At 38.3% G+C, this 13,972-nt stretch carries 12 protein-coding genes; 9 read left to right on the top strand and 3 right to left on the bottom strand.

The genetic code is table 11. The features are described 5' to 3' along the window. The first annotated feature begins 138 nt into the window (after window positions 1–138). The 8 genes from dnaN to gpsA all read left to right on the top strand — a co-directional run bounded on the left by dnaN (window position 139) and on the right by gpsA (window position 8,681). Window positions 139–1,260 carry a DNA polymerase III subunit beta gene (gene dnaN, locus ACFIKG_RS01655; protein WP_375651634.1) on the top strand — a complete coding sequence of 374 codons (1,122 nt, stop codon included), beginning with the start codon at window positions 139–141 and terminating at the stop codon, window positions 1,258–1,260. A 20-nt stretch (window positions 1,261–1,280) separates the two neighbouring features. After that, window positions 1,281–2,414, top strand: coding sequence for a DNA replication/repair protein RecF (gene recF, locus ACFIKG_RS01650; protein ID WP_375625424.1), 1,134 nt, complete (start codon window positions 1,281–1,283; stop codon window positions 2,412–2,414). Between the two features lie 55 nt (window positions 2,415–2,469). Beyond that, window positions 2,470–2,922, top strand: coding sequence for a type II 3-dehydroquinate dehydratase (aroQ, locus tag ACFIKG_RS01645; RefSeq protein ID WP_375625423.1), 453 nt, complete (start codon window positions 2,470–2,472; stop codon window positions 2,920–2,922). A gap of 130 nt (window positions 2,923–3,052) precedes the next feature. Continuing rightward, on the top strand, window positions 3,053–4,024 hold the full coding sequence (gene cyoA, locus ACFIKG_RS01640; RefSeq protein WP_273787465.1) for a ubiquinol oxidase subunit II: 972 nt from the start codon (window positions 3,053–3,055) through the stop codon (window positions 4,022–4,024). 75 nt (window positions 4,025–4,099) lie between these two features. Further along, complete coding sequence (cyoB, locus tag ACFIKG_RS01635) at window positions 4,100–6,118, top strand: cytochrome o ubiquinol oxidase subunit I (RefSeq protein WP_273787464.1); 2,019 nt, start codon at window positions 4,100–4,102, stop codon at window positions 6,116–6,118. After that, window positions 6,115–6,783: a cytochrome (ubi)quinol oxidase subunit III gene (locus tag ACFIKG_RS01630; protein WP_375619284.1), complete on the top strand. Its 669-nt coding sequence runs from the start codon at window positions 6,115–6,117 to the stop codon at window positions 6,781–6,783. The genes cyoB and ACFIKG_RS01630 overlap by 4 nt, the downstream gene beginning before the upstream one ends. Beyond that, entirely contained in the window at window positions 6,783–7,274 is a 492-nt protein-coding gene (gene cyoD / locus ACFIKG_RS01625) for a cytochrome o ubiquinol oxidase subunit IV (protein WP_375626263.1), read from the top strand. The genes ACFIKG_RS01630 and cyoD overlap by 1 nt, the downstream gene beginning before the upstream one ends. Before the next feature lie 399 nt (window positions 7,275–7,673). Further along, the gene (gpsA, locus tag ACFIKG_RS01620) at window positions 7,674–8,681 is read left to right on the top strand and encodes an NAD(P)H-dependent glycerol-3-phosphate dehydrogenase (RefSeq protein ID WP_375625419.1); all 1,008 of its coding nucleotides are present in this window, start codon (window positions 7,674–7,676) and stop codon (window positions 8,679–8,681) included. 1,886 nt (window positions 8,682–10,567) lie between these two features. Here gpsA and fabI read toward each other — a convergent pair. Genes fabI through fabA form a run of 3 tightly spaced genes read right to left on the bottom strand, consistent with a single transcriptional unit; the run spans window position 10,568 to window position 13,222 of the window. Further along, window positions 10,568–11,386: an enoyl-ACP reductase FabI gene (gene fabI / locus ACFIKG_RS01615; RefSeq protein WP_273787460.1), complete on the bottom strand. Its 819-nt coding sequence runs from the start codon at window positions 11,384–11,386 to the stop codon at window positions 10,568–10,570. Window positions 11,387–11,434: 48 nt separating this feature from the next. Continuing rightward, a complete protein-coding gene (fabB, locus tag ACFIKG_RS01610) occupies window positions 11,435–12,655 on the bottom strand; it encodes a beta-ketoacyl-ACP synthase I (protein ID WP_375619287.1) in 1,221 nt (406 codons plus the stop codon). A 57-nt stretch (window positions 12,656–12,712) separates the two neighbouring features. Then, window positions 12,713–13,222, bottom strand: coding sequence for a 3-hydroxyacyl-[acyl-carrier-protein] dehydratase FabA (gene fabA, locus ACFIKG_RS01605; RefSeq protein ID WP_375625418.1), 510 nt, complete (start codon window positions 13,220–13,222; stop codon window positions 12,713–12,715). 231 nt (window positions 13,223–13,453) lie between these two features. Here fabA and irrA point away from each other — a divergent pair, with 231 nt between their 5' ends. Then, window positions 13,454–13,966 (top strand): iron response transcriptional regulator IrrA, encoded by a 513-nt coding sequence (irrA, locus tag ACFIKG_RS01600; protein ID WP_273787458.1) that lies wholly within the window; start codon window positions 13,454–13,456, stop codon window positions 13,964–13,966. The last annotated feature ends 6 nt before the right edge of the window (window positions 13,967–13,972 follow it).

Below are 13,972 nucleotides of genomic sequence, written 5' to 3'. Positions count from 1 at the left end.
GATTTATTTTCTTCTTATGCAGGAGTGACTTGCCATTTTAAGAGAGGTTTAATAAAGTCTAGCAGGCGATTCTTTGAAGAGGATCTATTTTAATGCTAAGGAATTCTTATAGTTTTTAGTAAATCATACGGGGCTTTTATGCGTATTACAGTTGATCGCAGTCAATTTCTCAAGTCTCTTGGTCGGGTTCACCGTGTGGTAGAGCGCCGTAATACTGTTCCTATTTTATCGAATGTGCTGATTGATGCAGAAAATGGTCGTGTGCAGTTAAAAGCAACAGACCTTGATTTAGAGGTTACGGAATCTTTTGCAGTTAATGTTAAACAAGCTGGAGCAACAACTGTTCCAGCATATTTGCTCTATGATATCATTCGAAAACTTCCTGATAGCAATGAAGTTGTCTTATCCGTCGATGAGAATCAAGCAGGCACAATGTCTGTTGTTTCGGGTTGTGCACATTTTCAGCTTCAATGTCTTCCGAAGGCAGATTTTCCAGAGTCGCTTCCTGGGCAGTTTGGTTATCGTTTTTCTCTATCGGCATCAAGCTTAAAACATTTACTTGATTGTACGCAATTTGCTATTTCTACTGAAGAAACCCGTTATTATCTTAATGGTATTTATTTACATGTTATTAATGATGGTGTTTTGAAATTGCGTTTGGTTGCAACTGATGGTCATCGTTTGGCACAAGTTGAGATGGAAGCTCCTTCAGGAGTTGAGGGAATGCCCGGTGTTATTGTTCCCCGTAAAGCTGTAGGAGAATTGCAAAAACTTCTTTCAGAAGAAAATGATAGCGATGTATGTATAGAGCTTTCAGAGACAAAGATTCGTTTTTCTGTAGGTTCTGTGATTTTTACATCAAAATTAATTGATGGAACATTTCCGGATTATCAACGTGTTATTCCTCTTGGAAATGATAAAGAATTAATTGTTAATAGGCAGGACTTTTCTTCTGCAGTTGATCGTGTTTCAACGATTTCAAGTGATCGGGGGCGTGCAGTTAAATTAACGATTGAGCATGGACAGTTAAGGCTTGTTGTTAATAGCCCAGATTCGGGCAGTGCAGAAGATCAATTATCAGTAACTTATGCATCTGAACCGCTTGAGATAGGATTTAATTCACGTTATCTTTTGGATATTGCTGGGCAGCTTTCAAGTGACGAGATGGTTTTTATGTTGGCTGAGGCTGGAGCACCAGCTCTGATTCGTGATAATGATGATGCGGATGTGCTCTATGTACTGATGCCTATTCGCGTTTAGGGGCAATTGTTTTGCAATGTATGGCCAGTCATGTGCACAAAGTGGCAGTGAGGCAGCTGAAGCTTTTACGTTATCGCAATTATCCTTTTTTCAATATTCATTTTTCTGGTCAGCATGTGGTTTTTACCGGCCATAACGGTGCTGGTAAGACGAATCTTTTAGAGGCGTTATCTTTTCTTTCTCCTGGTCGTGGTTTGCGGCGTGCTGCTTATTCTGACGTTAGCTTTGTAGATGGTGGCGGTGGAGGATTTGTTGTATTTGCGCGTCTTGAATGCGCTCTTTATGGCGAAGTAAAGATTGGTACAGCTTTGGAGGTTAGCGATAACAGTCGAAAAGTCCATATTAATGGTGTGAATGAGTCGGGTGATTGCCTAACAGATTATTGTCATATTAGTGTCCTAACACCGTCTATGGATGGTCTTTTTACAGGTCCTTCGCTTGAGCGCCGTAGTTTTTTGGATCGTATGGTTTTGGCGATTGATCCCTTGCATAGGCGCCGCATAGCCGATTATGATAGAGCTATGCGCGCACGTAATCGTTTATTTTTAGATGGAAATGAAGATTGTGCTTGGTTTGATGCTTTAGAAAAGCAGATGGCAGAACTGGCGACAGCTATTTCTGCGGCGCGTGTTGATGTTATTCGTCTTTTAAATGATATGTTTACACAAATGCCATCACAGATACCTTTTCCACGAGCTTTTTTGCAAATTGATGGTTTTTTGGAAACAGCTCTTAGTGAAATATCAGCAATTGAAGTTGAAGAGCAATTTTGTGATCGATTACGGCATAATCGCGCAATGGACCGTGCTGCTGGTCGGACGTTAGAAGGACCACATCGCGCAGATTTGCAGGTTTTTTATGCTGATAAAAATATAGAAGCAACATCGTGTTCAACAGGTGAACAAAAAGCGCTGCTGACAGGTTTAGTTTTGTGTCATGCTCGTCTAACAGGTATGATGTCGGAAAAAGCCCCCATTCTTCTTCTTGATGAAATGGCTGCTCATCTTGATTCGCACCGACGTGCTGCTTTATTTGATATTCTTGATGATTTAGCTGTACAAACATTTATGACAGGAACAGATCGTCTTTTATTTGATGACTTAAAAGGACGCGCAGAATTCTTTGAGATTAAGGATGGGGCTTTATTGTCGTAAAAACATGCTAAATATTATTTTTAATAAGTGATAGGTCTAAAAGAAAAGGCATGCTATGTCTGAGATGATAACGATTTTAAATGGTCCTAATTTAAATTTTCTAGGTCAACGTGAGCCAGAAATTTATGGAACTGAGACTCTGGAAGATATTGAAAAAAGATGCAGAGAATGGGCAAAAAAAAATGATATCATAATAAATTTTTATCAAAGTAATTGTGAAGGGCAGTTGGTAGCATGGATACAAGAAGCAATAGAGGCAAGTTCTGGATTGATTATTAACCCAGCCGCTTACAGTCACACATCTGTTGCACTTCTTGATGCCCTAAAAATGTTTTCAGGGCCAAAAGTAGAAGTTCATTTATCTCATATTTACCAGCGTGAAGCTTTTCGTCACTACTCTTATACATCTGCAGGTGTAGACGCTATCATAACTGGGTGTGGAGGTGATGGATATTGGTTTGCACTTGAATATATTGCAAAACAATTAAGCAAAACAATTAAATTGTGATAGGTAAAGAATAAGCGTTTGATAAGAGTAATATAGGCATTGAATTCACTTGATAATTATTTTCAAATCTGTACAATACGAGGTATATATTTATGACAATTTTTGGTGCATATGACGGGGGTAAATAGAGATGAAAAGCTTTGTTCGACAATTAGAAATGCTTGTGATTTTAGGGGGAGCACTGCTTTTATCTGGTTGTAAAATTGATGTTATACAGCCATCAGGTTATGTTGCACGTCAACAGCTCATTTTGATAGTTGTTTGTGTGGTGGTGATGCTTTGTGTTGTCATCCCAGTTATGGTGAGTGTGGTATTTTTAGCTATAAAATATCGTGCATCGAATATGAAAGCGGACTATTCTCCTGATTGGGCGCATTCAAATAAAATTGAAGCGTTGATGTGGGGTATTCCAATTGTAATTGTAATGGTTTTAGGTTCATTAACAGCTTATTATACTTATAAGCTGGAACCTACAAATCCTCTCCCAGTGGAAGTTGTAGGTGAAGGAAAGCCATTACAGATAGATGCCGTTTCTCTTGATTGGAAATGGCTTTTTATTTATCCTGAATATGGTGTTGCATCGATTAATGAGATTTATGCACCTGAAGGGCGTCAAGTTTTATTGCAATTGACGTCAGAGAATTCTGTCAATGCTTTTTGGGTCCCCAAACTGGGTACAGTTCTTTACGCTATGCCGCAGATGAATGCTAAGTTGCATTTGGTCGCTGAAGAGCAAGGAGTATTCAAAGGAACCTCAGCAAATTACAGTGGTGATGGTTTTTCGAGTATGCGGTTTAAGTGGCATTCTGTGTCTTTGCAGGACTTTGAGGATTGGATTGTAAAAGCTCGGGCTAATGGTCGAGTACTTGATCGTGCATCTTATCGTCAACTTTCTATTGCGCCTCGTATGGGTGATATTGCTGCGAAGAAAAAAGATGCTGAAGTTCGTTATTTTGCACCTGTGGAGAAGCGCCTTTACTATCGTGTTGTTAATCGATGTGTCGATGAAAATACGGTATGTAATGAGGATTTAATGAAACGTGCTGCTGCTCAGACGCTATGGGGTGCACTATGTTCAGTATTTGATCCTGATGTTATTTAAAGAATCAGTAAAGAAAGAGCCCTTTTAACATAGGGTTTCTTTTAAACTTGAATTTCATTTGAAATGGGTTGAGAAATGTTTGGAAGACTTACAGATCCTACGGCAGGTGCTTTTCATGCACTTGCACATGAGCCGATCGTTTTATACACGTGTATTGCGATTGTTGTGGTTGGTTTAATTGCTGTTGTTGCTCTAACAGCACTTGGGTGGTGGGGGATTCTATGGCGAAATTGGATTACAACTGTTGACCATAAACGCATAGGCATTATGTACATAGTTCTTGGAATTATTATGCTTGTTCGCGGTTTTGCGGACGCACTCATGATGCGAACACATCAAGCTTTAGCTCTTGGGAGTGAAAGTGCAGGTTATTTGCCACCTGACCATTTTGATCAAATTTTTTCGGCGCATGGCACTATCATGATTTTTTTCATGGCTACGCCTATTTTATTTGGTCTTTTTAATTATCTTATACCGCTTCAAATTGGTGCGCGTGATGTTGCTTTTCCCTTTGCAAATAATCTAGGTTTTTGGATTACGGCTGCAGGGGCAATATTGATTAACATATCCCTAGGTGTTGGGAATTTTGGTCGTGGTGGCTGGTTGATGTATCCACCTTTTACAGAATTGCAAACGAGTCCAGATACAGGGGTAGACTATTATTTATGGTCACTTCAACTTTCTGGTATAGCGACAACAATGGGGGCGGTCAATTTTGTTGCGACTTTGATTAAGATGCGTGCTCCTGGGATGACGATGATGAGAATGCCTGTTTTTTGTTGGAGCGCTTTTGTTAGCAATGTCCTTATTTTAGTTATTTACCCTGTCTTAACTGTAGCATTTGCACTCTTGGCATGCGATCGTTATTTGGGCATGAATTTCTTTTCTAATGTTGGTGGCGGAAATCCGATGGTATGGATTAACTATGTTTGGGTTTTTGGTCATCCTGAGGTTTATGTTTTGGTTGTTCCTGCTTTTGGAATTGTTTCTGAGGTTGTATCAACTTTTTCTTCAAAACGCCTCTTTGGTTATACTTCGATGATATGGGCCATGTTGGTTATTTTGATTCTTTCGCTTCTTGTTTGGGGACATCATTTCTTCACAATGGGTGGCGGTGAAGCTGTGAATACTTTCTTTGGTATTGCGACAATGATTATTGCTGTTCCAACAGGTGTAAAAGTCTTTAATTGGCTGCTAACTATGTATAAGGGGCGGATTCGCTTTGAGCCTCCAATGCTTTGGTGCATGGGAATGATTTTTACATTTGTTGGTGGTGGATTAACTGGTGTTTTGTTATCTATTGTGCCAGCTGATTGGCAGTTTCATAATTCGTTGTTTTTGGTAGCGCATTTCCATCATACAATTATTGGTGGTGTCGTTTTTGCGTACTTAGCGGGGATTGCATTTTGGTTTCCAAAAGTTTTTGGTTATAAACCAAATCGAGCATTGGGTATTGCATCTTTCTGGTGTTGGTTCATTGGTTTTTACCTTGCCTTTTTCCCAGTCTATGCACTTGGTTTAATGGGTGGGACGCGTCGTCTCCAGCATTACATGGAACCTAGTTGGCAACCGATGTTTATGATTGCTGCATTGGGTGCTTTTATTATTTTGCTTGGTATCCTTTGTTTTGTGCTGCAAGTTGTTTTGGCGATTTGGTACGGTATCAAACATAAGGGACATTTACCTGTAACATTAAATGATTCTTGGGGTGATGCACGGACCCTTGAATGGTCTATCTCTTCACCGCCTCCTTCTTACAATTTTGCAATAGTTCCGAAAATACAGTCTGATGATGCTTATTGGAATATGAAGAAAAGTGGTTATCAACGTCCTACCAGTGGATTTACAAAAATTCATATGCCGTCCAATACATCGGCTGGAATTATTGCGGGATTTTTCTCATTAGTTGTTGGTTTTGCGCTTGTCTGGCATATTTGGTGGCTTGTTGCGGTCGGCTTGATTGGTTTTATTGCAACGCTTGTGTGTCATTCATTAACAGGTGACCATCATGGTTATTATATTCCGGCTGAAGAAGTACAAAAAACTGAAGATGCCTTTACAGCTGTTCTTAAAGAACAAGGAGTGACAGTATGAGTGCAGTAACAATGAATAAAGTGAGTGCTGTGGATGAACATCACCACGATAATAGTTCGGTAATGACGTTTGGTTTTTGGGTCTATATTCTCTCAGATTTGATCCTGTTTTCGACACTTTTTTCAAGTTTTGCTGTTTTTTCTGCTTCTTATGGTGGTGGTAAGGCGGGCAATGAGTTTATTGATTTAAAATTTGTTTTGGTTGAGACTGCTTTCTTGTTGTTTTCATCCGTCACTTATGGTTTTACAATGGTACAAGCACATAAAAATAACATCAGTGGTGTGCGTTTATGGATGGCTATTACCTTTGTATTTGGGTGTTGCTTCATTGGTATGGAACTTTACGAATTTCATGAACTTTTGGGTGAGGTCTTTTATTACGATCCAAATGCTTATGCTGGTATTGATCCTGCGACGGGTTTACAGCTTTTTGGACGGGAGATTCTCTCTGCTTATTGGTCAGCATTTTTTGCTTTGGTTGGCACCCATGGACTTCACGTAAGTGTTGGTCTTCTTTGGATGGTTGTGATGTTTTTTCATCTTCGTCGTAATGGCTTGGATCAGAACAATAAAACACGTTTAGCATGCCTTTCCATTTTTTGGCATTTACTTGATATTGTATGGGTTGGTGTTTTCACCATGGTTTATCTATTAGGAGCGTTGTGATGAGCATGCAAAATGAAACACATGGTCCCAGTACTGGTTCCTATTTGGTCGGCTTTATTCTGGCTGTATTTTTCACCCTAGGTTCTTTTGTTCCTGTGATGTATGGAATGATGGAAAGTTGGGCAGTTAGTACAAAAGTTGTGTATCTTATTGGGATGGCTATCATTCAGATTATAGTACAAATTGTTTTCTTTTTGCACTTGAACTCTGGTCCAGATGCCAAGTGGAATTTAAGCGCATTGTGGTTTGCTGCTATTTGCGTTTTTGTTATTATTGGGGGAACTTGGTGGGCTATCTCTCATTTGAATTATAATATGATGGGTGGTTCAGGACGTGTTATTGAACCGGAAATATCAAGTAGAGATGGTTCTTCAGTATCTGAGCAGTTATCAAACAAAGATATATCCGTAAGAAAACAGCCAGAAAAGATACAGGGCTCAGAAATGCCTATGGAGCAGGGGGGGCTAAGTACGCAGTCTCCTGTGGAGTAGTTGTTAGAAATATCTGTGGGAGCTGATGCGGCATGTATCAGCTCTTACAAGAAATTCGTAGGATATTAAAGAGAGGGGTAGGTACAAGATATCAGTGGAATGAGTATCATGATTTTGAATGTACTTTTATTTTAAAAGAGAAATTCCATGGAGTATTTAGTCAAGCCTTAATTTTTGAGATAAATAGCTGTTTGTAGGATATACAAAAAGTGATATTTATACAATTTACTACAAAGAAAGAGAATGTGAGAAACAAGTTTTTATGTTGTGTGAGATAAAAGCTACGAGGCGGTAACGTTTTTATGATTTACAGGATTTATATTAAAGATAGCATTAAAGTTATTTGTAATAATAATATGCCATTGAAATCAAAAATTTAGAGAATAATCAGAAAACTTAATGAAAACCGTTGCAATGACAGTTATTGGTGCTGGTTCTTTTGGTACTGCATTAGCGATTGCTCTTGCCCGTAATGGTCATAATGTTTTACTTTGGGGATATAAACCCCAACATATCAAAGAATTACAAGAACAACGTTGTAATAAAGTATATTTACCCGATATTCAATTTCCTGAAAATTTATTACTTGAAGCTTCGCTTGAAACTGCAATAGTAGCAAGTCACAATATATTAATCGCTGTTCCAAGCCATGTATTTCATCAAGTTTTGTATAACATTCAGCCTTATTTAGATCAGCATTCACGTGTTATTTGGGCAACAAAAGGTTTAGAACATGGTACCGGACGTTTCTTACAAGAGGTTGCTCGTGAGATTTTAGGTGAAAAAATTCCTTTAGCTGTTTTTTCTGGACCAACTTTTGCTCAAGAACTAGCTGTTGGTTGGCCTACTGCAATGACGATAGCAGCTTCTGATGTTGAGTTTGGTAAAGAATTGCAGCAACTTTTTCATTGTGACAAAAGTTTTAGAGTTTATAAAAGTTCAGATATGATTGGCGTTCAATTAGGGGGAGCAGTTAAAAATGTTATTGCTATTGGTGCAGGAATATCAGATGGCATGGGATTTGGGGCAAATGCACGAATAGCTCTCATCACACGAGGACTAGCTGAAATCAGTCGTTTAGGAGGGGCTATGGGTGCTGAGCTTTCCACATTTATGGGAATGACAGGCTTAGGTGATCTGGTTTTGACATGTACTGATAATCAGTCGCGTAATCGCCGTTTTGGAATACTTCTTGGTAAAGGAGTAGATATCAAAGAAGCGGAAAAACAAATTGGTCAGGTTGTGGAAGGGTACTTAAATACCAAGGAAGTACATACGTTGGCGCAACGTATTGGGATAGAAATGCCCATTGTAGAACAAATTTATCAAATTCTCTATTGTGGTAAAAACATAACTGAAGCGGCGAACGCATTACTAAGCCGTACTCTTAAGGATGAAATACAATGATATCCTGTTTTTTTAAATAATTCCAATTGTAAAAAATAGAAACATGCTATGATAGGCATATAAAATAGATTGTATTGATGGTTGTATAAGACAGTCATATTCTAGGAAATTATAGATTCATATCATTCGATTCTTTATGAAACATGGATGAAATATAAAAGTTTTGGCTTTTGTCTAAAAACTATCTCTTTGAAAATAAATTATCGTTTCCACTTACACATGTTTATGTAATATAATGAATTTATGCAATGTAATGAAGAAGATATTTTGATTTTCTCTTAAATTCATCTCACAATGATATTTGCAAACAGAATAATACAAGACTCATTAGGTGGAAGCATCTTATTTATTAACGTATAAGCTAAAAATATCATTGCTATTATCCAATTTTCAATATTATTTGCTGCGTGTAACAGCGTTTATATCTCGATAGGGGCAGGGATATCGTGTGTCTCTGTTTGTGTAATTCTTTAAAACAAGAAGACAATCTAATTTGGGAAGAAGATGAAATTTTAAAGATGAAAACCAGTTTCCATTTCTACCATCATTTTTAAATTCAGTTTTACGCTATCTAAAGCATATCTTTTAAATAATGGAGATTACCTCACACCTTGATGTGTCAGGTAAAATAGAACGCCCAAAATAAAACACTATTGCTGTTGTATATTTACGCGCTTGTTTTAAAGAGACCTCTCTTAAAACTCCCAAGCCCAATTCGCGACGGTGACCGTAAATAGTGTAACGATAAAGCCATTGTGCACGTCCCCATCTTTATGTTTATGAAGGAGGAAGCCGAGCATCATCACACATCCTACCTTGAGACAGCTCTTGGCACTTGAGCCTGTTCCGTAGAGATGTTTACGCCTTTTATTTTCTCACATGTCAATTCTGTTTTTTATATGCAAGAAATGACTTTTGGAATTATAAATTTGAAAATCTAAAATTGAAAAAATGTTATTGTACTTATTTGTGGCTGTCATTTAAACTGAAAAAATAATGTGATTATAAAGATAAAAAATTGATTTATATGAATAATTCATTTTATTTTTGTATTGAATTAATTAAAAATATGTGTTTGCTTGTCACAAGCGGGTTAGTATGTGGATAAAAATTATTAAAAATACTTCTAATGAATCATCTCAAGCATCAAGGGGTGTTTCAACATTAGAACATGGCAAGTAAAATGATGGTGTCGGTTTGTCATTTTTATAAACATTAAAATGGTGGAGCAAAAAGGATTTATGTACTTCACGGGGATTTTTATACGTTCTACAGATACCATTGTGAAATGGAATTGCGTGTATTGAGAGATATCTTTTAAAAAAATGCATGAAGGAGCAACAGCCGTAGTGTTTTTGGGCGTTCTATTTTACCTGATATATCAGAGAAATGCTTTCATTAAAGAACGAGAAAATAAAGGTGTGAGGTAAAGCGTAACCTCCCTTATTTAAAAAAATATTGTGTGGGTGCTTTTAAAATTGTAAAGCCTCATTAAAGAATAATAGTCAGATTAATGATTGATTTCTTTACGCCTTCATATTCTTCCTAAATTAGATTGCCTTTGCGTTTCAAGAATAAATAAAACGGTAGGCAATATTTTTTTCAATCTGGTATACAAAAGCTGAAGCTAAGGATTTTAATAATCCCCTAATCTCTGTTTCACACTGCGAGGGCTGGGGATTGATTTATAAGCAACAGCAAAAGCGTATGCTTTAGTAAGGTAAATAACGTCATAAAATACAAAATTTATCAACCATGGATTGAAGAAATATTCCGGATTTTTATGAAACACTTTGCAAAACAAGGTATCTGGTTTTGTATTAGACTTATTCTTATAAAGACCTGCACACGTGCCTTACGTCATATTTTTCTAAGTGCGATGATTTTTATCCTTCCTGAGTATCATCACTTTTTTTCAGCTCTTCAAGTATTGGCATAGACATGATGTTATAGCCTGAATCAACATAATGGATTTCACCTGTAACACCTGATGATAAGTCAGAGAGTAGATAAAGAGCAGATTTTCCAATTTCATGAATATTTACGGTACGACGTAATGGGGCATTACGGCGTTGATGTGAAAATATTGCACGTGCAGCTGCAATACCATTACCTGCTAAAGTTCTAACAGGACCAGCGGAAATCGCATTGACACGGATATTTTGAGGACCAAAGTCCGCTGCTAAATAACGTACCATAGCTTCTAGAGCTGCTTTAGCAACACCCATGATGTTATAATTAGGCACAACTTGCTGTGAAGCACCGTAGGTAAGAGTTAAAAGTGTTCCTCCATTGGGCATAAGCCTACCCGCGCGCTGGGCAATTTCAGTAAAGGAATAAGCTGAAATAACCATCGTGCGTTGGAAGTTTTCACGTGTTGTAACATCAACATAACGTCCTTTTAGCTGAGTTTTATCTGAAAAACCAATGGCATGGACAATAAAATCAATAGTTTTCCATTCTTTTTCAAGTTGCTCAAAGACGTAGTCAATATTTTCAATTTTTTCAACATCACACTCTAGCACTAATTTGCAGCCAAGTTTATCAGCTAGAGGCTGAACACGTTTTCCAAAAGCATTCCCTTGATAAGTCAATGCTAATTCAGCTCCTGCTTGTGCGAGCTGACAGGCAATGCCCCAAGCAATTGAATGGTCATTCGCAATCCCCATAATAAGGCCACGTTTGCCCTCCATCAAACCTTTCATATTATTCTCCGTAAGACCGTACTTTTTTCAATTACTAAGAACGTGTGTTTATTCATAGCGTTGGAAAACAAGCGTTGCATTGGTACCGCCAAAGCCAAAAGTATTTGACAATACGGTATTCAGTTGTTGATGATCACGTCGTTTACGAACGATTGGCATATCAGCAAAAGCTGGATCAAGTTCTTCAATATGGGCACTTTCACAAATAAAATTATGCTGCATCATTAACAGTGTGTAGATTGCTTCTTGAACACCAGCTGCACCCAAGGAATGACCAGTCAGAGATTTTGTGGCAGAAATTGGCGGGCATTGATCACCTGCTCCGAAGATACGGCGGATCGCTTCTATTTCAGGAGGATCACCAACAGGTGTTGCTGTTGCATGGGGATTGATATAATCAATCTTATTTTTGACGGTCGCAAGTGCCATGCGCATGCACCGTTCTGCTCCCTCACCCGACGGAGAGACCATATCGTATCCATCGGATGTAGCGCCATAACCAACAATTTCTCCATAGATTTTTGCACCACGCGCTTTAGCGACTTCTAGTTCTTCAAGAACCAAAACGCCAGCGCCACCAGCAATAACAAATCCATCACGATTAGCGTCATAAGCACGCGAAGCTTTTTCTGGTACATCATTATATTTGCTGGACATAGCACCCATAGCATCGAATAAAACAGATAATGTCCAATCCAGATCTTCGCAACCACCAGCAAAAATGCGATCTTGTTTTCCATATTGGATTGTTTCATAAGCATTGCCGATACAATGATTGGATGTAGCACATGCGGAAGAGATTGAATAGTTTACGCCCTTAATTTTAAAAAAAGTTGCAAGTGTTGCGGATGCCGTGGAACTCATCACTTTAGGCACAACAAAAGGACCGATGCGTTTTGGACCTTTTTGGCGTGTAATATCAGCAGCCTCAACGATTGACTGAGTTGAAGCACCTCCAGAACCCATAATAATACCCGTGTGTTCATTCGATACTTCATGCGGTTCTAGACCCGCATCAGCAATTGCCTGATCCATGGCGATGTGATTCCATGCTGTTCCACGCCCATGAAAACGTAGAGCACGTCGATCTACGAGTTCTTCTATATTAATATCAGGTTTGCCGTAAACTCTGCTACGAAAGCCTAATTCGGCATATTGAGGTGCGTAAGAAATTCCGGATTTTGCTTCACGTAAACTGGTTAAAACAGCTTCAGGTCCATTTCCAATCGCGGAGACAATTCCCATTCCAGTTACAACAACTCGACGCATTCATACCTCCTCGTTCCATACAGAATAGTGAAAAGTTCTTTCTGACGGAAATAACGTTCAATCTTCTTTGAATAAAGCAACGCGTAAATCACTCGCCTTATAAATAGTCTCTCCATCTGCTTTTAGCCACCCATCAGCTATTCCTAAGACTAAATTTCCACGCCGAATACGCTTAAAATCTATTTCATATTCAAGAATTTTGGTTTGTGGAGTTACCATCCCTGATAACTTTACTTCACCTGTTGATATCGCTCTTCCTTTTCCTGGTTCGCCTAGCCAACCAAGAAAAAATCCTGTCAATTGCCACATACCATCCAGTCCGAGACATCCTGGCATGACGGGATCGCCTATAAAGTGACAATTAAAGAACCACAGGTCTGGTGTAATGTCAAATTCGGCGCGAACCATTCCTTTATCGTATTTACCATCAGTTTCACTAATTTGAGTGATTCGATGAATCATTAACATTGGCGGTGCTGGCAATTGCGCATTACCTTTACCAAACATTTCGCCGCGAGCGCAGCTTAGAAGCTCTTCATAAGTGTAGCGAGACTTTTGTTCAGCCATTGTTACTCCATTTATTTGCATATATTTTTATTTCTGCGCTTTTCCCAACCTACTTTTAGAGCAAATTTTAAAGAGAGGGAAATGATTTTATATCATTTTTAATGACAAAAGGCCTTTTTTATGTATTCTACACAGGTAATTATTTAAAAATGGAATACAAGATTACACCATACTATTCCCATTTTTTTGTATTTTGATCTTATTTAGCAGGAATATATTTGGGTTTGTAATATGTCAGTGAGTGCAGACGATTTAGATATGAATGAAGAGCAACAGTTCACAAAAGAGTGTGGAAAAATTGTGCAATATTATTCCATTTCTATGTTAGAAAAACGTTTGCGTCAGAATGGTTTGCGTCCAACACGTCAGCGGTTGGAACTTGCGCATATGATTTTTTCTCAAGGAAATCGTCATATTACTGCTGAAGAGCTCTATGAGGAAGCGGGGAGGGCAGGTGTGCCTGTATCTTTAGCAACGGTTTATAATACGCTTCATCAATTTACGGAAGCGGGATTGTTACGGATTATTGCCGTAGAAGGCTCAAAAACTTGGTTTGATACCAATACCTCTGATCACTACCATTTTTATATAGAAGGCGAAAATCGTATTCTTGATATTCCTTACAATTTGGAAGAAGCTCCCATTATTAGAAATTTGCCTAAGCCACCAGAAGGTATGGAAATTTCACATGTTGATTTGATCGTACGATTAAAACCCAAAAATCAATCTTGTGATAGGCAGTGAGGATAT

Origin of the sequence: Bartonella sp. LB28NMGDW (genome assembly GCF_042194435.1) — a bacterium.
Lineage (GTDB): Bacteria > Pseudomonadota > Alphaproteobacteria > Rhizobiales > Rhizobiaceae > Bartonella > Bartonella grahamii.
This window is presented reverse-complemented; position numbering and strand designations above follow the sequence as displayed.